The organism is Chitinophaga sp. NPDC101104 (genome assembly GCF_050277495.1).
GTDB lineage: Bacteria > Bacteroidota > Bacteroidia > Chitinophagales > Chitinophagaceae > Chitinophaga.
In genome coordinates, this window is record NZ_JBNNSF010000004.1 from 228,894 (window position 1) to 246,571 (window position 17,678).

At 55.2% G+C, this 17,678-nt stretch carries 18 protein-coding genes; 7 read left to right on the forward strand and 11 right to left on the reverse strand.

The features are described from left to right. Positions 1-11: 11 nt before the first annotated feature. Both ACQKLP_RS24715 and ACQKLP_RS24720 read right to left on the reverse strand, forming a co-directional pair. Entirely contained in the window at positions 12-701 is a 690-nt protein-coding gene (locus ACQKLP_RS24715; protein WP_126244569.1) for an ABC transporter ATP-binding protein, read from the reverse strand. 40 nt (positions 702-741) lie between these two features. Beyond that, entirely contained in the window at positions 742-1,989 is a 1,248-nt protein-coding gene (locus tag ACQKLP_RS24720; protein ID WP_427325749.1) for an efflux RND transporter periplasmic adaptor subunit, read from the reverse strand. 312 nt (positions 1,990-2,301) lie between these two features. On the opposite strand from ACQKLP_RS24720, the gene ACQKLP_RS24725 reads away from it, so the two are divergent. The 6 genes from ACQKLP_RS24725 to ACQKLP_RS24750 all read left to right on the forward strand — a co-directional run bounded on the left by ACQKLP_RS24725 (position 2,302) and on the right by ACQKLP_RS24750 (position 8,579). Then, on the forward strand, positions 2,302-3,648 hold the full coding sequence (locus ACQKLP_RS24725) for a sigma-54-dependent transcriptional regulator (RefSeq protein WP_427325750.1): 1,347 nt from the start codon (positions 2,302-2,304) through the stop codon (positions 3,646-3,648). 1 nt (position 3,649) lies between these two features. Further along, positions 3,650-4,981 carry a sensor histidine kinase gene (locus tag ACQKLP_RS24730; protein ID WP_341841909.1) on the forward strand — a complete coding sequence of 444 codons (1,332 nt, stop codon included), beginning with the start codon at positions 3,650-3,652 and terminating at the stop codon, positions 4,979-4,981. 33 nt (positions 4,982-5,014) lie between these two features. After that, on the forward strand, positions 5,015-5,680 hold the full coding sequence (locus tag ACQKLP_RS24735; RefSeq protein WP_427325751.1) for a lysoplasmalogenase: 666 nt from the start codon (positions 5,015-5,017) through the stop codon (positions 5,678-5,680). A gap of 70 nt (positions 5,681-5,750) precedes the next feature. Further along, positions 5,751-6,041, forward strand: coding sequence for a hypothetical protein (locus ACQKLP_RS24740; RefSeq protein ID WP_427325752.1), 291 nt, complete (start codon positions 5,751-5,753; stop codon positions 6,039-6,041). 27 nt (positions 6,042-6,068) lie between these two features. Next, a complete protein-coding gene (gene nadB / locus ACQKLP_RS24745; RefSeq protein ID WP_427325753.1) occupies positions 6,069-7,670 on the forward strand; it encodes an L-aspartate oxidase in 1,602 nt (533 codons plus the stop codon). A gap of 18 nt (positions 7,671-7,688) precedes the next feature. After that, a complete protein-coding gene (locus ACQKLP_RS24750; protein ID WP_427325754.1) occupies positions 7,689-8,579 on the forward strand; it encodes a lysophospholipid acyltransferase family protein in 891 nt (296 codons plus the stop codon). A gap of 48 nt (positions 8,580-8,627) precedes the next feature. Here the strand turns inward: ACQKLP_RS24750 and ACQKLP_RS24755 are convergent, their stop codons facing one another. From ACQKLP_RS24755 to ACQKLP_RS24790, 8 genes are all read right to left on the reverse strand, one after another. Continuing rightward, positions 8,628-9,002, reverse strand: coding sequence for a LysM peptidoglycan-binding domain-containing protein (locus ACQKLP_RS24755; protein ID WP_427325755.1), 375 nt, complete (start codon positions 9,000-9,002; stop codon positions 8,628-8,630). Positions 9,003-9,042: 40 nt separating this feature from the next. Continuing rightward, positions 9,043-9,534 carry a BON domain-containing protein gene (locus ACQKLP_RS24760; RefSeq protein WP_427325757.1) on the reverse strand — a complete coding sequence of 164 codons (492 nt, stop codon included), beginning with the start codon at positions 9,532-9,534 and terminating at the stop codon, positions 9,043-9,045. 217 nt (positions 9,535-9,751) lie between these two features. Next, on the reverse strand, positions 9,752-11,023 hold the full coding sequence (locus ACQKLP_RS24765; protein WP_427325758.1) for a MutS-related protein: 1,272 nt from the start codon (positions 11,021-11,023) through the stop codon (positions 9,752-9,754). A 93-nt stretch (positions 11,024-11,116) separates the two neighbouring features. Then, positions 11,117-12,520 (reverse strand): MBL fold metallo-hydrolase, encoded by a 1,404-nt coding sequence (locus ACQKLP_RS24770; RefSeq protein ID WP_427325759.1) that lies wholly within the window; start codon positions 12,518-12,520, stop codon positions 11,117-11,119. A gap of 119 nt (positions 12,521-12,639) precedes the next feature. Next, on the reverse strand, positions 12,640-12,999 hold the full coding sequence (locus ACQKLP_RS24775) for an ArsR/SmtB family transcription factor (RefSeq protein ID WP_074241384.1): 360 nt from the start codon (positions 12,997-12,999) through the stop codon (positions 12,640-12,642). A 304-nt stretch (positions 13,000-13,303) separates the two neighbouring features. After that, positions 13,304-13,981 (reverse strand): tRNA (adenosine(37)-N6)-threonylcarbamoyltransferase complex dimerization subunit type 1 TsaB, encoded by a 678-nt coding sequence (tsaB, locus tag ACQKLP_RS24780; RefSeq protein ID WP_427325760.1) that lies wholly within the window; start codon positions 13,979-13,981, stop codon positions 13,304-13,306. Between the two features lie 9 nt (positions 13,982-13,990). Beyond that, positions 13,991-14,647 (reverse strand): 3-hydroxyacyl-CoA dehydrogenase family protein, encoded by a 657-nt coding sequence (locus ACQKLP_RS24785; RefSeq protein ID WP_427325761.1) that lies wholly within the window; start codon positions 14,645-14,647, stop codon positions 13,991-13,993. A 6-nt stretch (positions 14,648-14,653) separates the two neighbouring features. After that, positions 14,654-15,034 carry a RidA family protein gene (locus ACQKLP_RS24790; RefSeq protein WP_341841919.1) on the reverse strand — a complete coding sequence of 127 codons (381 nt, stop codon included), beginning with the start codon at positions 15,032-15,034 and terminating at the stop codon, positions 14,654-14,656. Positions 15,035-15,184: 150 nt separating this feature from the next. On the opposite strand from ACQKLP_RS24790, the gene ACQKLP_RS24795 reads away from it, so the two are divergent. Then, positions 15,185-15,958: a CPBP family intramembrane glutamic endopeptidase gene (locus ACQKLP_RS24795; RefSeq protein ID WP_427325763.1), complete on the forward strand. Its 774-nt coding sequence runs from the start codon at positions 15,185-15,187 to the stop codon at positions 15,956-15,958. Between the two features lies 1 nt (position 15,959). Here ACQKLP_RS24795 and ACQKLP_RS24800 read toward each other — a convergent pair whose 3' ends face one another. Next, positions 15,960-17,579, reverse strand: coding sequence for a L,D-transpeptidase family protein (locus tag ACQKLP_RS24800; RefSeq protein ID WP_427325764.1), 1,620 nt, complete (start codon positions 17,577-17,579; stop codon positions 15,960-15,962). Positions 17,580-17,678: the final 99 nt, after the last annotated feature.

Consider the following 17,678-nt stretch of genomic DNA (forward strand, 5'->3'; position numbering starts at 1 on the left):
GATTGATGGGTTTATACGTGGAATTGTTCCTTGATGTTTTCGGTCACTACCTTACCGTCGAACAGGTTCACGATGCGATGCGCGAAACCGGCGTCGTACGGCGAGTGCGTCACCATGATGAGCGTGGTGCCCGCGTCGTTGAGCTCCTGGAGGAGTTTCATTACTTCTTCGCCGTTGGTGGAATCGAGGTTACCGGTCGGTTCATCCGCGAGGATGAGCTTCGGTTTTGCCACAACCGCGCGGGCGATGGCCACGCGTTGTTGCTGGCCGCCGGAAAGCTGTTGCGGGAAGTGGTTGCGGCGATGCATGATGTTCATGCGCTCGAGCACTTCTTCTACCCTTGCCTTTCTTTCGCTGGCGGGCACTTTGAGGTACAGCAGCGGCAGTTCCACGTTTTCGAAAACAGTCAGTTCGTCGATGAGGTTAAAGCTCTGGAACACGAACCCGATGGCGCCTTTGCGGAGTTGAGCGCGCTGGCGTTCGCTCATGCGCGCAACCTCCTGCCCCCAGAAATGATATTCGCCGTGGGAAGGGTTGTCGAGCAGGCCGATGATATTGAGGAGGGTGGATTTCCCGCAGCCGGAAGGGCCCATGATGGCCACGAACTCTCCGTCCTGGATTTCCATATTGATGCCGTTGAGCGCGGTGGTTTCCACTTCTTCGGTGGTGAATAATTTCTGCAGGTTGACTGTTCTGATCATTGTTTCGGATTGAAGTTGATGATAATGGTTTTGGGTCAGGTCAGAATTCCAGGACTTCCTTGTTCCCGAAGTTTTCGTAAGAGGATGTTATGACTTGTTCTCCGGGCCGCAGGCCGTCGAGCACTTCGAAATACACCGGGTTTTTGCGGCCCAGGGAGATTTTGCGCTTCACGGCGCGCTTGCCGCCGTTTTCCACGACATACACCCAGGAACCGCCGGTGTCCGAGAAGAATCCGCCCGCAGGCAAAAGTAAGGCTTCGGAGGATTTCCCCAGTTCTAGGCGGATAGGAGAGGATTGCCCGCGGCGGATTCCTTCCGGAGCGGCCTGTACGAAGTTCATGTCTACTTCAAACCTGCCGTTCCGTACTTCGGGATATATTTTGGAGATCACCATTTCATTGGCTTTCCCGTTGAAATCGAAATTGGCTTTCAGGCCGGTCATGATGCGGTTGATGTAATGCTCGTCTACTTCCGCGCGCATCTTGAAACCGTCCATATCGTCGATCTGCCCGATGTTCTGGCCCGCCTGGATGCTGGTGCCCACTTCCACGTTAATGGAAGACAGCTGCCCGTCTACCGGCGCGCGCACCACCAGGTTGGCCAGGTTGTCTTTCATCAGCGAAAGGTTGCGCTGGGTGCGGGCGATGGTGCCTTCGAGCTGAACGATCTGGGTTTTGGCGTTATCGAGCTGGTATTCCTGCGACTGTACTTCGATCTGGCGCTGGCGGCTCAGGCGTTCGTACTCCCGTTTGGTCTTGAGGTATTCCTGCTCGGCTACCACTTTGTCTTTGAAGAGTTTATGATTCCTTTCGAACAGGTCTTTGGCCTGGTCTACCTGGTAATCGAGATCGCTGAGGGTCTTTTCCAGGGCGAAGCGGTCCTGTTTGAGGCGGAGCCTTGTGTTCTGGAGCTCGTTGATAAGGCGGTACATTTCCGTTTCCCGGTTCACGAATTCCATCATGAGCCGCTGGTTCTCCAGCCGGAGGATGGAATCGCCGGCTTTCACGAGGCTGCCGCCTTCGAGGAACTTGCGGGCAACGTATCCGCCTTCAATGGCATCCAGCCGGATGGTCTTGAGGGGGTGCACCACCGCCGTTACGGAAATGTACTCGTCGAAGGTACCCTGGGTAACCTTGGAAATGGTGATTTTTTCCTTTTCGACGTTGAGCTTGCTGCGCTTATCGGCGAAGATGAAGCCCCAAAGCAACAGGAGCACCACCGCTCCGCCGCCGCCGTACAGAAATAGACGCTGTTTGGTCCAATATTTCTTTTTGATCTGTCTGTCCATGACTAAAATTGCTGGACAGGAGAAGTCAATCCACATGCCAAGCCATGCCAAACCCCGAAACCCGCTACCATGGCGGACGGCGAACTACCCCTCCCCGCGGGGGCTGTTCCAAAGCGGACAAGGAGTGTCCGATTCCGGACATCCGGACGCGCATTCCGGCTGTCTTAAAATATCCTTCGCACGTCCCGAATGTTTGTTAATATTGCCACGGCAGGGCTATTTCAGCGAAAAAAGAAGGCGCCGCCGCAGGTGGGGCCGCCATCCCGGAATACGTTTTGCTGTCTTCATCCCAAACGCATTAATCCTATATTCATGAGCATCCAGCAAGGTAAAATTTTGATCGTGGACGACGACGTGGACGTGCTCCGCGCCGCCAGGCTTCTCCTTAAAAGACATTTCGCACAGGTCGATTTCGAAAAAAACCCGCAAAAGATCCCCTATCTCGTTTCCAATTTCGAATACGACGTCATCCTGCTGGACATGAACTTTACCCGCGACCTTTCCAGCGGAAAGGAAGGGTTCGAATGGCTCGATAAAATCCTCGATATCAATCCCAAAGCCACCGTGGTCCTCTTCACCGCCTATGGCGACGTGGAAATGGCCGTTCGCGCCATCAAGGCCGGCGCGGCCGACTTCGTGCTGAAGCCCTGGGAAAACGATAAGCTCCTCGCCGCCATGCAAACCGCCGTGGCCACCAACCAGGCCAAACAGGAAAAGAAGGCCGGCGGGGCCACCCTGCATACCGGGAATGTGCTCATCGGCGACAGTCCTGCCATGCAGGAAGTCCTCGAAACCGTGGGCCGCGTGGCCGGAACGGACGCCAACATCCTCATCCTCGGTGAGAACGGGACGGGGAAAGACTTGCTGGCCCGGCACATCCACGCCCTCAGCATGCGGAAAGAAAAGCCCATCGTGCCCGTAGACCTCGGCGCCATCAGCGAAACCCTCTTCGAAAGCGAACTGTTCGGCCATGTAAAAGGCGCCTTCACCGACGCGCGCGACGACCGCGCCGGCCGGTTCGAAGAAGCCGCCGGCGGCACCATTTTCCTCGACGAGATCGGCAACATTTCCGTTCCCTTCCAGGCGAAACTGCTGACCGTGCTGCAAAACCGGCTGGTGACCCGCGTAGGTTCCAACAAACAGATACCCATCGACGTTAGGTTGATTTCCGCTACCAACAAAAACATCCAGCAGCTGGCCGCTTCCGGGCAGTTCCGGCAGGATTTGCTATACCGCATCAATACCATCGAAGTGCACCTGCCGCCCCTGCGCGAGCGGCGGGAAGACATCGTGCCCCTGGCCGAATATTTCCTCGGCATGTACCGCAAGAAATACAACCGGCCGGTGGCGTTCCTTCACGAAACCCTCATCACCCAGCTCGAAAATTACGAGTGGCCGGGCAACATCCGCGAATTGCAGCATGCCATCGAGCGGGCGGTGATTTTGTGCCAGGGCAAAACCCTCATGCCCAAAGATGTGTTCGTGAAATCGGCCGCGTCTTCCGAGAAACTGGATACCGGTTTCAACCTGGAAGATATGGAGCGGAACATGATCGCACAGGCGTTGAAACAATGTAACGGAAATATTACCGATGCCGCGCGGGAACTGGGTTTGAGCCGTGCAGCACTGTATCGCCGGATGGAAAAATACAATCTCTGACATGAACCGTTTCAGCGTCAATATCCTGCTGCGCCTCGTGGTGCTGATCCTCACCGTGGCGGCGGGTTTTGCGGTTTGGCAGGCCGGTTACCCGCTGCTGATCTGGCTCGTGGTGCCGTTCCTCATCGCGCAGGTGGTATCGCTTTACCATTATCTGAACCGCGTGAACCGGAAGCTCACCCTGTTCCTGGAAGCTATCCGGTACGAGGACTTTTCCATCCGCTTCAGCGCAGACAATAAGCTGGGCAAGAGCTTCAGCGCCCTGAACCACCAGTTCAACGAAGTACTCGAAGCCTTCCGGCAAACGCGCGCGGAAAGGGAAGCCAATCTCAAGTATATCGATACCATCATCCAGCACATCAGCATCGGCATTTTTTCTTTCGATGCAGATGGAAAGATAGAACTGATCAACCCCGCGGCTTTCCGGCTGCTGGGCATTTACCGGCTGCGGTATATCGATGAACTGAAGAACGTCCACCCCGATCTCGCACAATTGCTGCTGGCATTGCCCGCCGGCCAGAAAACGCTGTACGCCACGCAAAACGGCCAGCAGCTTTCGATCCACGCGGCGAGCGTGCGGCTGCAGGGGCGCCTCGTGAAGCTGATCTCCCTCCAGAACATCCATGCCGAGCTGCAGCAGAAAGAACTGGAAGCCTGGCAAAACCTCACGAAGATCCTGCGCCACGAGATCATGAACTCCGTAACGCCCATCGTGAGCCTCATCGGCACCATGCAAGACATCGTGCAGTACGACCTGGCGGCCACCGACGAGCAGAACGACGCCGTGGGCGACCTCCGCGAAGCCCTCGAAACCATCGAAAGCCGCAGCAAAGGCATCATGAACTTCGTGAACGCTTACCGCGATTACACGACGCTGCCCAAGCCGCAGTTCACCACCCTCAACCTGAAACAGCTCATCAACTCCGTCAGCAACCTCCTGCTGGCCGATATGAAGGCCAAGGGCATCCGGTACCGGGCGCATGTGTCGCCCGACAATATCGAGATACACGCCGATGAAACGCAGCTGCAGATGGTGCTTATCAACCTCATCAAAAACGCCATGGACGCGCTCGACCAGACCGAGGAGCCGCTGATTACCGTAAAAGGCTCGTTCAACGGGCAACAGGTGATCATCGAGATCACCGACAACGGCCCCGGCATCGACCCGGACGCGCAGGAAAAGATCTTCATCCCCTTCTTCACCACTAAAAAAACCGGCTCCGGGATCGGGCTGAGCCTCAGCCAGCAGATCATCCAGATGCACGGCGGACAATTAAAACTGAGCAGCATCCCCGAAAAGGGTACCACTTTTTATGTATTGCTCACCAATTAAAAAGGGTGTAAGTTGAGGGTACAATTCCACAACATGAAACCTGCCTATTGGATAACAGTATATTTCCTCGCGTTGCTCGCCGATATCGGGATGATCGTTTTCGACGTTCCGCAGGCCCGCTTTATCACCAAGCCCCTGCTGATGATCCTGCTGGGGGTGTACGGATGGACGCTGGCGGGGAAGCTGCAATTTTCTTCCCGGAATTTCATTTTCGCCGCGGTGATCTTTTCCTGGTCGGGCGATGTGTTTTTACTGTTCCCGCAATATTTCCTGCCAGGGCTGGTCAGCTTTCTCACGGCGCATTTGATGTACATCGGGTTCTTCGGCTGGTCGAAACCCCGGCCGAAAATGGGGATCGTGGAAAAAATGGCCATGGTAGCGGTGCTGGGATATGCGGCCATCGTACTTTCCGTGCTGTACCCGAAAGCGGGCGAAATGAAAATCCCCGTTGTGTTTTATACCATCGTCATCACCTCGATGCTGATATTGTCGGTCCGCGCGTTCGGGTTCGGAGCGCCCTGGTACGGGGTGCGCTGTATCCTGGGCGCTTTCTTTTTCGTGGTGTCTGACACGGTGCTGGCGTTCCAGCTTTTTTATGCGGATTTCCCGTTCAGCGGGGTCATCGTAATGGCGACGTACGGACTGGCGCAGTGGCTCATTGTGTCGGGGAGTTTATACTATTTGAGAAACAGGATTTAATTGCGGGGCTAACCAGTTCCGGAACAGCGACGGGCTGAAGTACGTTTTCGGGAATGGGGACCTGACGCTCGTGACGAAAGAGAACGCCTGCTTCGTGTTCAATCGGACGGAAAACCGCGGCACCGGCTCCCAATTTCCCGGCGAATCCCTTTCCGACGAAGCGGAACGATCGGGCTGGGCGTCAAAAACCTGGCAGGCAGACCGGCCTGGATACCATTCTCCCATGAAACCACTGTATAAAGACGCTTTCGGGACGGAATTCGGGCTGGTGCGCTTCCTGCGCAACGGGCATAACCGTGTAACCGGGCTCGAGGTAACGTCTGGCCGGGCGCGGAAGGTGCCATTTACAAAGGCCAAGTAATCCGATTATTGACTAATTTTGGTGCCTATGCATCAAACAGATTTTCTGGTGGTGGGTTCCGGCATCGCGGGGCTCACATATGCGCTGAAAGTGGCCGGCCAGTTCCCGGACAAAAAGGTGACCATCATTACCAAGACACGGGAAGACGAGACCAATACCAAGTACGCCCAGGGCGGCGTAGCAGTGGTCAACGACCTGGAGAACGACAGCTTCGAGAAACATATTGAAGACACGCTGATCGCCGGCGATGGGCTTTGTAACGAGAAGATCGTCGAAATCGTGGTGAAGGAAGGGCCGGACAGGGTGAACGAACTGATCGCCTGGGGCGCGCAGTTCGACAAATCGCCCGATGGCGACCTGGCGCTCGGCAAGGAAGGCGGGCACTCCGAATTCCGCGTCATCCACCACAAAGACGTGACCGGCCGCGAAATCGAACGCGCGCTGCTGGACGCCGTCCGCAGCCGGAAAAACATCGAAGTCGTGACGCATTGCTTCGTACTGGACCTCATCACCCAGCACCACCTCGGCTACCTCGTCACCAAATCCACACAAGACATCGAGTGCTTCGGGATTTACGTCCTCAACCAGAAAACCAACCGGATCGAAAAAATCCTGTCGCGCCTCACGCTCCTCGCTACCGGCGGTAACGGACAGGTATACCGTACCACCACCAATCCCGCCATCGCCACGGGCGACGGAGTAGCGATGGTTTACCGCGCCAAGGGAAGGATCGAGAACATGGAGTTCATCCAATTCCATCCTACGGCATTGTACCAGGTGGGCGTGAGCGGGCAATCGTTCCTCATCACCGAAGCCGTGCGCGGCGACGGCGGTATTCTGCGGAACGCGGCCGGCGAGGATTTCATGCATAAGTACGATCAGCGGCTTTCCCTCGCCCCGCGCGACATTGTGGCCCGCGCCATCGACAGTGAGATGAAGATCACCGGTACCGAGCATGTCTATCTCGATTGCCGGCACATGGATATCGAGAAATTCATCCATCACTTCCCGAATATCTACCAGAAATGCAAGTCGATCGGGATCGACGTGTCGAAAGACATGATCCCCGTTGCCCCGGCGGCCCATTACAGCTGCGGCGGTATTAAAACCGACGAGCACGGCCGTACGTCGATCCGGAACCTTTATGCCTGCGGAGAATGCGCCAGCACGGGGCTTCACGGCGCCAACCGCCTCGCGTCCAACTCCCTGCTGGAAGCGATGGTGTTTGCCCACCGCTGCTACCTCGACGCCATCACGGCCCTGGAGCGTACCGCCATACGGTCCGACGTTCCGGACTGGAACACCCTGGGCACCACCGCGCCGAAGGAAATGATCCTCATCACGCAAAGCCTCAAGGAACTGAAGCAGATCATGAGCGATTATGTGGGCATCGTCCGCACTAACGTCCGCCTGGAAAGGGCCATGCGCCGGTTAGACATGCTGCATCTCGAAACGGAAGCCCTTTACCGGGAAACCGCCGTTTCGCCCCAGCTTTGCGAGCTGCGCAACCTGATCACCGCCGGTTACCTCATCGTGAAAGGCGCCGCCTTCCGGAAAGAAAGCCGCGGATTACATTACAACACCGATTACCCGTCAAAAAGCGATCTGGTTCAGAATATCATACTGTAGAGAAAAGAGAGCGAGGTTATGTATTATATTTTACTGGCATTTTGTTACAGCGTTTCCATCCTGCCCCTGTGGGTTTTGTACCGCATCAGCGACCTGTTGTATGTGTTCGTGTACCATATTCTCGGGTACCGCAGGAAAGTGGTGCTGGGCAACCTCCGCCAGGCGTTCCCGGACAAACCGGAGGCGGATATCCGGCGGATGGCGCGGAAGTATTACCGCAACCTCACGGATATGATGGTGGAAACCATCAAGCTGCTCACCATGAGCAAAGCCTCCCTGCAAAAGCGTTTCATTTGCGACCTCAGCCCGCTGCACAAACTATACAGCGAAGGGCGCAGCTGCCAGTTGCACCTGGGTCATAACTTCAACTGGGAATGGGCCAACCTGTTTTGCATGCAGGGCGTTCAGTTTCCTTTCCTCGTCGTGTTCATGCCCATTACCACGAAAGCCGTCAACCGGATGTTCCGCCATTTCCGTGAAAAGTTCGGGACGGTGCTCATTCCCGCCAACGACATGCGCAACGGCATGGCGCCCTGGATGGGAAAGCAGTACCTGCTGGCCCTGGTGGCCGACCAGAACCCCGGCAATCCGCGCCGCTGCTACTGGTACCCGTTCCTCAACAAGATGACGGCGTTTTACAAAGGACCGGAAATGAGCGCCCGCCGCAACGATATCCCCGTGGTGTTTGCAGACATCCGCAAAACGAAACGCGGACATTACGAAGCCCGGCTCACCCTCGCGTTCGAACATCCTATGCAAACGAAAGAAGGCGAGATCACGGAAGCGTTCGTCCGCTACCTCGAAAAAAATATCTACGAGCAGCCCGAAGTCTGGGTTTGGAGCCACCGCCGCTGGAAGCACGAGTGGAAGCCGGAATACGCAGACGAGCAGCCGAAAAGAACGAATTAAAAAAGGGCGCCCCCGGCCGGGGGCGCCCTTTCGTTATGTTGCGGGTCGTTATGCCGAAGGGATCTTCAGCTTCCAGCCCGGTTGTATGACGTCGGGGTCCTTGATCTTGTCTTTGTTGGCTTCGTAGATTTTCTGCCAGGTAAGGCCCGGATATTTCTTCGCGATCTTGCTGAGGTTATCGCCCGATTTCACTTCGTATTCCTGTTCGGCGCCTTCGGCCAGGGAGATGTTGAGCACGAGGTCGCCCGCGCGCATTTCGGGATCGATTTTTTCATAAATGCCCCAGAGCTGATCTTTCACGGCGCCCGAAGGTGCGGTGCCGGTCACGTACAACACGCCGTTCTGTTCGGCCACCTGCAGTCCGGAAACGCCGCCGCCATTGGCGGCCTGGATCAGTTCCGCATATTTTTCCTGTAATGCCATAATGCGAATTTTTTTGAGTGATGGAATGGATGATCAGGGCTTACTGAAGGGTCAGCTTGTTGTTGATCTTTTTCGGTTTCGCTTCGGCTGCGGCCTGCATTACCGTTTTCAGATCTGATTTCTTGATGGTGCCCGTCAACGTAACTTCCCCGTTGGCGATGGTGGCCGTAACGCCCGAAATGCCTTTGGCGCTCAAAACGGAATCTACGCTCGTTTTCAGCAGATCGTCGGGGCTGATCACTACCGGCGGAGGAGGAGGCGGGGGCGGCGTGATCATCACGTTGTTGGTGACCGACTTGATCCCTTTCACTTCTTTGGCCGAAGCTTCGGCGGCGGATTTGGTGGCATCGTCCATGACTTCGCCACTTAATGTGGCCACACCGCCTTTCACTTCCGCGATCACGCCGGGAGTGGTGGCGGCCAGCTTGTCGTTGACTTCTTTCTGAAGTTTGGCATCGCTCGGTTTGCAAGCGTACAGGAATACGCCGAACCCAAGCAGGCAGGCGAGTAACCAGGATTTGGATTTTTTCATACGATTAAAATTTAAAGAAATAGAGAGGAATACTTGCCGGATTGCAAGCCATCCTCCGATTAAAAATTTAAAATTCAATTCGTTAGGCATCTCGCCGCTTCTTAAACCGCCTGTGGCCGGCGGAATTTTCCCTACTGCTGCTTTCCTCTCTGACGACGGGGATAAACAGGGTATTTAGTACAACAACGCCGTAGCGGAGATGTTTAGATTGGGGAAATTAATTTGATGGGTTTTTACCCAGCAGCTCATGCAAACCTGCCAGGCCAAAAAGCAGGTTGCCCAATTTCAGCTCCGACCAACCGGGTTTCAACCGGTATGTTTGCACCGGAACGCCGTCATCGATCCGCGCTTCCATCTGCATGGCGTCGTAATGCACACTTTCCAGCGCGGGACGGATTTCAACCAAATGGGTGGAAATGATGAACAATCCGGATGTAAAGCGCTGCAAACCCCGTACCGTTTGCACCAGCAATGCCACGGCCTCTTCCGTGTTGGTGCCGCTGAACAATTCATCGAACATGGCGAAGCAGCGCTGCCCCGCTACGGCGGCTTCAGCGACGCTTTTGAGGTAGATGACTTCCTGCATGTAGTGGCTCAGGCCGGTTGAAATATCGTCGGTAACGTTGAGGGCAGCCATGAAAGCGTCGAACTTCGGCAGGGCACATTTCTCCGCGGGCACACCCAGGCCCAGGTGCCCCAACATCACACAGAGCCCGATCCCCTTCATGGCGGTCGACTTCCCGCCCATGTTCGGGCCCGTCAGCAATACGATATTCGAGCCGCCCGTAAAATCGTTCCGCACCGCATGCTTCACCAGCGGATGATAAAACCCCTCCAGCCGTAGGGGCCCTTCATAGAACTCCGGAAAAATCAGCCCATGGGCAACGATCCCTTTCGCCAGCGACCAATACATCTCGAATTCGTGCAACGCCTCCCAGAAGGGATCGAGGTACTTGCGCTGTTTCATGTCCTGCAACTCTTTCAACAGCATGGACGCATGAAAATCACCAAACCGGTCTTTATGCACCGCCTCCACTCCCCTTTTGATCTTCAGACGCGCCAGCACCCGCTGGATCCGGTCTACCTTTTCCTGGAATGCCTCCGGGAATCCGATGCCTTCCGGCAAAGGGAAGTAAAACGCATCCAGCCGCTCGAAAAAGAACATCACCTGCACGCTTTTGCCGCGCACGAGCTTTCGGTTGGTGGAAGGGAACATCCTCGCCCACACGCCCGGGAATTCGTAAGCGAAATAATCGGCCTGGGTGGTGAATGTCAGCACTTCCTCGAAATCATAGCGGGAATACGCAAAATGCTGGAGGTGCTTCCAGTGCCGGATAAACGTCTTCAAAACCGCTTGCCGGTCAAGGATCTGCTGAAGGGAAAGTCCGCCACTCTGAAAAAAATCTTCCAGCAGTTGCCGGGCGGGGCGACTGTACGTATGGTCAAACAGGGAAACGATTTCCCGGGGGATCTGGAATGTTTCGGGCATACGGGACGTTGTACGCCTGGAGCGCAAAACTCCTGCCAGATATGAAAAAGCCGGGACCATATGGCCCCGGCTCCTATCAAAAGTCTGTTAAACTTAGTTGAGAACGTTCTTTTCTTTCTCGATCTCGATCCCTTTCTCGTCTTTCATTTTCGCAAATCCGCCGTTTACATTGCGCAGGTTATGGATGCCTTCGCGCTTCATGAGCGAGCAGGCGATCACGCTGCGGTAGCCGCCCTGGCAATGTACGTAAAGGTTGAGGTGCTCGTCGAGATGGGCCATGGTACCAGGGTCTGTGAGCTCGCTGAGCGTAAGGTTCACCGCGTCTTTCACATGGCCGTCGGCGAATTCTGCCGGTTTGCGGACGTCGATCACCTGGAGGTTTTCGTCGTGCGGGATGTCCATCGCCAGCTCGTCGGGGTCTACGGAAATGATCATATCGATCTTTTCGCCGGCATTCTTCCAGGCGTCGAACCCGCCTTCGAGGTAACCTTCCACTTTGTCGAAACCTACGCGCGCGAGGCGGACGATCGTTTCTTCTTCCTGGCCGGGCGCGGTAACAAGTACCATGGCTTTATCGAACGGCAGGAGGCTGCCCGCCCATTCGGCGAAGCGGCCTTCCAGCCCGATGCTGATGGAGCCGGGCACGAAACCTTCGGTGAAAGTGGTGGCGTGGCGCGTGTCGAGGATAACGGCGCCGTGCTCCGACTTCTCCTTGAAAGCGGCTATGGATAAAGGTTGCAGGCTGCGCTCCATGACTTTGTTCATGGCGTCGTAACCTTCCTTGTTGATTTGTGCGTTGATGGGGAAATATTGCGGCGGGGTGCTGAGGCCGTCCGTCACCTGGCGGATGAATTCGTCCTTGTTTTCTGCGAGGAGCGCGTAGTTGTCGCGTTTTTGCTCGCCGATGGTGGAGGAAGTATTGGGACCGAGGTTCTTTCCGCAAGACGAGCCCGGGCCATGCGCGGGATACACGATCACGCCGTCTGGCAGGGTTTTGATTTTCGAGTTGAGGGACTCGAACAGCATGCCGGCCAGTTGTTCCTTGGTGAGGTTGCCGCTGAAGAGGTCCGGACGGCCAACGTCCCCTACAAAGAGGGTGTCTCCCGTAAAAATAGCGTTCGGTTCGCCGGCTTCGTCGAGCAAGAGATAGCAGGTGCTTTCCAGCGTGTGGCCGGGGGTGTGAAGGGCGCGAACGGTCAATTTGCCGATGCGGAATTCTTCGCCGTCTTTGGCGATATGCACCGGGAACCCGGTTTTGGTTTCAGGACCATAAACGATCGGCGCATGGGTGGCAGCGGCCAGGTCGAGGTGACCGGAAACGAAATCGGCATGAAAGTGTGTCTCGAAAATATATTTAATGGCGGCATTTCTTTCGTGGGCCAGTTCAAGATAGGGCTCAATGTCGCGCAGGGGGTCGATGATGGCTGCCTCACCCTCCGACTCGATATAATAGGCGGCTTCCGATAAGCACCCGGTATACAACTGCTTAATGTACATAGTGGTTTTTGATTTGAGCAAAAATACGAAAAAACAAAAGACCGCCTTCAGGGGCGGTCTTTTGAGTATCGTAGGTGGCCCAGGGCAGGGCACGGTTATGAAAAAGAAAGATGTGTGGCTTATCCCACCAGTTCTTCCACGAATTTTGCCACTTCGGCAATACGCTGCTTGTTGATGGTATAATGGATAAACTTGCCGTCTCTTTCGGTAATCACGATCCCGGCGCGGCGCAGGATGGCGAGATGCTGGGAGGCTACCGACTGTTCCAGGCGCAGTTTCACATAAATCTCCGTTACAGTCATGCGCTTATGGTCCTCCAGCAGCTTGATCATCTGCTGGCGAAGCTTGTGGTTGATCGCTCTCAACACCATCGCGGCTTTCTTAACGGCAATGTAATCCAATTTGATCTGATCTTTTTCATTGTTACCTCTAGAAATAATAAGAGTATTAGAAGAGGTAGTTAATAATTGTTTTTCCATCGCAAAATAGTTTTAAAAAATAATGAAATGACAGGGATCAACGGACAGTAAAACGGGACTATTAGACAATAATCGCGGATATTGATTATACAAAATTATAATATCTGTCACAATAAAAAAAATTTCTATACCTTCTTTTTTAATATATAGCCCGGAATATCCCTGTTTTTTCCACAATTTGACGTTTTCATGACACTTCCGGGCGCTATTTGCCGTCCGTCGACATCCTTTCAGATATAAACGTAATTCTATGCGTAATATGATGCCGGGAAATGCTAAAAATCTGCTAAAAAATCAACGGATGTTATTTTTTGCCGGGATGGAAGAAGGCTTTGAGGTAGTGCGGAGCGAAGTAAGCCACATCCTGGAAATCCTTGTCTGTAAAAGCTTTCGCGGCAAGGCTGACCATATGTTCGGCTGATATCACATAGGATGGAAAAACCGTATTGGTTGGCTCACCTAACAATTGCTGCCATTTTGGGGCCCCGTCGCCAAAGAAAATGACGGTTTTCTGTGCAATAAAGTTGTCGAGCGAGTGAGGTTCCAGCACCATCGCCTGGGGCGGCAACAGCGCTTCGAGGTTTTGATCGAACACGGCGGTGAATACCTCCATCCTCCGCGCATCGATCATCGGGGCATACAACACATCTTCGGAAGGCCGCTGCGCCTGCATCCCCGCCGCCATCATCTGCAGCGTCGAAATGGCGATGAGGGGCTTTTTCCAGGTGTAGCACAATCCTTTCGCGGTGGCCGTCCCCACACGAAGCCCCGTATACGACCCCGGCCCCGCGCTCACCGCGATGGCGTCGATGTCTTGCGGGGTTACCCCATGGCGCTTCATCAGCTCCCCGATGTTCCGGGTAATGGTAGCGGCATGTTCGCGCTGGTCGGTATTATGGATCGTTTCCACCACCTGACCGTTGCGCGCGAGGCACACGGAGCCGATGGATGTTGCAGTGTCGATATGGAGTATCTGTGCCAATGTCCGGAATTAGTCGGGTTGTTGGATAAATTTATTGTATTCCTGTTCGAGCGTATCGCAGACACGGTACCGCTCATTGCCCGTTTCGGCGTGCACGGCGCGCAGCACTTCGTAAACGTTGCGGATGCCGATGCGCCGGCACCATTCGAACGGACCGAAAGGATAATTGGTGCCCAGTTTCATGGATATGTCTATGTCGTCCCGCGAAGCGGTCCCCTCTTCCGCCGTGAAATAGGCTTCGTTGACGATCATGGCGATGGTGCGCGGCGTAACGAGGCCTGCTGCCGCTTTCACGGTGTCGTATTCCCATCCCAGTTCCTCCATGACCGATCGCAGTGCTTCGGCGTCCCCCTCTGCCGGGATGCCCACTTCCAGCCGCGGCATCCCGTAAAAACCGGGCAGCCAGTTCACGGCATATACGCGCCGGTACTCCTCCCAGGCCGCTGCCGGCGTTTTCACGAGGCAGCCCAGCACGGGCAATTCGGGGCGCAGCGCGTAGATCAGGAGGTTTTCCGGCCGCTCGTCGAGCGAAAGGTCGATCACCAGGTCTGCCCCGCCTTTCAGCGGCTGCAATTCCGGTTCGTACAAAACGTGGTGCGCACCGGTGTTTCTGTACTGGCGAAACGCTTCCCACCGCTGCCGGTCGCCGGTTACGAGAATATCCATCAGCGGTTATTTAACGGCGATCATGGAAATCTCCACATTGGCGCCTTTGGGCAATGCGGCCACCTGCACGGTTTCGCGGGCGGGGAAATAACCGGTGAAGTATTTCCCGTACACTTCGTTGATCTGCCCGAAATCGCCCATGTTCATAATGAAAATGGTACTTTTCACGACATCGGAAAAATCCATGCCTGCCTCGGAAAGGATGTTGCGGAGGTTCTGCATCACGCGATGGGTTTCGGCGATGATATCGTCCTGCTCCATCTGCCCGCTTTCCGGGTTCAGCGCGATCTGGCCGGAGATGAACAACATATTGCCCGCCTGCACGGCCTGGTTGTACGGACCGATCGGTGCCGGCGCATTGGTGGAGTTGATGATTTGTTTTTCCATATGCCGCAAAAATAAGGTTTTGCGCCTGCAAAAATGCTTATATTAGCTGAACGTATCAGCCGAGACTAGTCATCTACCCGAAGAAAATTTAGCTGCACCAATATGTATGTCAAAACAAGGCATGGTCTGTCATTGAATGGCGCATGGCAAATGCAGATCGCACTGTTTGCGGGATGGATCATTCCCTGCGCGATCGTGTTCCTGGTATCTGGCATCAACCTCCTGCAATTTCCCGAGTTCCTTTCCTGGTTATACACCCTGGGCGGTGTGAGCGTCATCGTTTGCGCGCTCGTCCGCAAGCGCGATAATTTCCAGTTCATGCCGCGGTTGTACATGACCGGCGAGTTGTTCCTGCTTTGCGTTTCCATGGCCATTGCGTTGGTGATGGTGAAAGACGGGCTGGGCAATATTCTTCCGCTGCCGGTTTGGTCAGACATGAGTTTTACTTCGATCCGCATCGGCTCGCCGTATTCCATCATCTGCACGGTCATGCTCATGGCGATGATGGAAGAAATACTGTTCCGGGGCATCATCATGGAAGCCCTTCTCCACCGCTATTCCTCCGGCGTTGCGCTCGTGCAGAGCGCGCTGCTGTACATGCTCGCGCATCCAGACCCCTCGCAGATGCCCGGCGCGTTCATGATGGGGCTGGTAACCGGCGCGTTCTACCTCCGCTTCCGCGATCTTTGTCCGGCGATGCTCATACACGTGGCTTACAACGGCGCTTCGGCGCTCCTGCTCAACGTGGGCAGCCATCATTTCACGCAGCATTCGCCCGTGATGTATTATGTGATGGTAGCCGGCTGCACAGGCGCCCTCATTGCCGGGTACTTCCTCCTGCAACGCATTTCCCTTCCCAAATCAACGGCAAAAGCGGCCCCCCTTCCCGGGAAACCGCTTCTGCATACGGAACGTTCCGTCTGAATTATTTTCCGAACAGCAAGGCCGCCAGTTTCTTGTCGTGGCCATACACGTCGTCCCGGAAATTGAGACGCCCCTGGCTGTCGACCCACGCCGTGAAATACCCGATGAACACGGGGATCTTCTCTTTCACCGTTACATATTTTTCCTTGTTGGCGTTCATGGCCGCGTCGATCTTGGCGGTCGTCCAGCTGGAATCTTTCCGCAGCACCCATTCCGCCAGTTTCTTCGGTTCGGAAACGCGGATGCAGCCGTGCGAGAAGGAGCGCTTCGTTTCGTTGAACAATCCTTTCGACGGCGTGTCGTGCAGGTAAATATTGTATTCGTTGGGGAAAAGGAATTTCACTTTACCGAGCGAGTTGCTGGGCCCGGGTTTCTGCCTTACCGAAATACTGTTCCCGCTGCCCGACATCTCCATATTATGCCGCGCCAGGTAAGCTTTTCCACTCTTCCGGATGCCCGGCAGCACTTCTTTCCGCAGGATGCCAGGGGGTACGTTCCAGTAAGGGCTGAACACGACGTATTTCAAATCCTTGCTGAAGATCACGGTGCTGTTGCCCTGAGTGCCCACCACCACGTTGCAGCTCCAGGCCAGCTTGCCGTCTTCATAGGCATGCAGCCGGAATTCGGGGATGTTCACGAGGAGGTAATCGGTATTCACTTCCACCGGCACCCAGCGGATGCGTTCCATGTTGAGGAGGATCTGCTGCATGTAGTGCTCCAGCGGCCGGTTCAGCGCCGCCACGGTGCTTTCGCGGATGATGCCGTCTTCCTTCTGCCCGAAACGTGCCTGGAAGTTGCGCAGGGCGCTGTCGAGCTGCGGCGTGAAGCGGGATGAGGTATCGCTGTCCTTGAAATCGCCATACATCCGCAGCCTTTTTTTCACGGCGGCGATGACGTTGGAAGAATCGCCCGATTTGTAGGTTTTCTTTTTCTCGATCCGGATAGAGTCCAGCACGGGATTGTCTTTCGCGAGCTTGGCCAGGCGTTGCAGTTCATCGCGCAGCAGTTTGTATTGCCGGTTGACGGGCTCGTTGGTAGCGATGGCCGTTTTGGGGTAGCGGATAACGGAATCGAGGAGGCTTGATACATTTATTTTTTTGCGGGGGATGAACCACTCCAGGTCTTTGGAATTGTCGCTGGTCATGCCGCCCCACGTTTTCTGGGCGTAGTCGAAGAATTGCCCAGTGAGGGAAATTTCGGTGATGCGGTACAGTGAGTCTTTACGGTTGAATTCGCTGCCTTCGGCGCTGAGCGAATCGTAAAGGCGGAGGGCGGCGGATTTGTCGAGCGAGGAATCGCGGATGCCGGTGGCTTCGTCTTGCCGCATCATGTTCATGAACCCGCCGGCTTGTTCGGTGAGGCCTGCGCTATCGATCCATGCGAAGTGGAAATCGCGTTTGCGATAGAAGTCGAGGATGGATTCGCGATAGGGCGCAAATTCCGCATGATGGTCAAGGAACGCCACAACGAGGTTGCTGTCCATCGCTTCGGCGATGTATTCTTCTTTGGTGTAGTGCGTGGTGTCGCGGTTAATGCCTTCGCCTTTGGGTCTTTTCTGGCCTTGTTGGCAGGCCACGGCGAGGGCCACGAGCAAAATGGGCAGTACGGTTTTTTTCAGCATATCGAAGTAGCATTTAGGAGGTATAACAATCTTCCGCCGGGTATGTTGCAAAGCGGGGGCCGGAATGCGGGCGGAGGAAAAAAAGGGCGCAACCGGCCG

Excerpts from the sequence above, each read along its gene's own strand:
- ACQKLP_RS24730 (WP_341841909.1), top strand. The coding sequence starts at position 3,650 with ATGAACCGTTTCAGCGTCAATATCCTGCTGCGCCTCGTGGTGCTGATC.
- ACQKLP_RS24770 (WP_427325759.1), bottom strand. The coding sequence starts at position 12,520 with ATGTACATTAAGCAGTTGTATACCGGGTGCTTATCGGAAGCCGCCTAT.
- ACQKLP_RS24775 (WP_074241384.1), bottom strand. The coding sequence starts at position 12,999 with ATGGAAAAACAATTATTAACTACCTCTTCTAATACTCTTATTATTTCT.
- ACQKLP_RS24760 (WP_427325757.1), bottom strand. The coding sequence starts at position 9,534 with ATGAAAAAATCCAAATCCTGGTTACTCGCCTGCCTGCTTGGGTTCGGC.
- ACQKLP_RS24755 (WP_427325755.1), bottom strand. The coding sequence starts at position 9,002 with ATGGCATTACAGGAAAAATATGCGGAACTGATCCAGGCCGCCAATGGC.
- ACQKLP_RS24725 (WP_427325750.1), top strand. The coding sequence starts at position 2,302 with ATGAGCATCCAGCAAGGTAAAATTTTGATCGTGGACGACGACGTGGAC.
- ACQKLP_RS24765 (WP_427325758.1), bottom strand. The coding sequence starts at position 11,023 with ATGCCCGAAACATTCCAGATCCCCCGGGAAATCGTTTCCCTGTTTGAC.
- ACQKLP_RS24790 (WP_341841919.1), bottom strand. The coding sequence starts at position 15,034 with ATGGAAAAACAAATCATCAACTCCACCAATGCGCCGGCACCGATCGGT.
- ACQKLP_RS24715 (WP_126244569.1), bottom strand. The coding sequence starts at position 701 with ATGATCAGAACAGTCAACCTGCAGAAATTATTCACCACCGAAGAAGTG.
- nadB (WP_427325753.1), top strand. The coding sequence starts at position 6,069 with ATGCATCAAACAGATTTTCTGGTGGTGGGTTCCGGCATCGCGGGGCTC.
- ACQKLP_RS24735 (WP_427325751.1), top strand. The coding sequence starts at position 5,015 with ATGAAACCTGCCTATTGGATAACAGTATATTTCCTCGCGTTGCTCGCC.
- ACQKLP_RS24720 (WP_427325749.1), bottom strand. The coding sequence starts at position 1,989 with ATGGACAGACAGATCAAAAAGAAATATTGGACCAAACAGCGTCTATTT.
- ACQKLP_RS24795 (WP_427325763.1), top strand. The coding sequence starts at position 15,185 with ATGCAGATCGCACTGTTTGCGGGATGGATCATTCCCTGCGCGATCGTG.
- ACQKLP_RS24750 (WP_427325754.1), top strand. The coding sequence starts at position 7,689 with ATGTATTATATTTTACTGGCATTTTGTTACAGCGTTTCCATCCTGCCC.
- ACQKLP_RS24800 (WP_427325764.1), bottom strand. The coding sequence starts at position 17,579 with ATGCTGAAAAAAACCGTACTGCCCATTTTGCTCGTGGCCCTCGCCGTG.
- ACQKLP_RS24785 (WP_427325761.1), bottom strand. The coding sequence starts at position 14,647 with ATGGATATTCTCGTAACCGGCGACCGGCAGCGGTGGGAAGCGTTTCGC.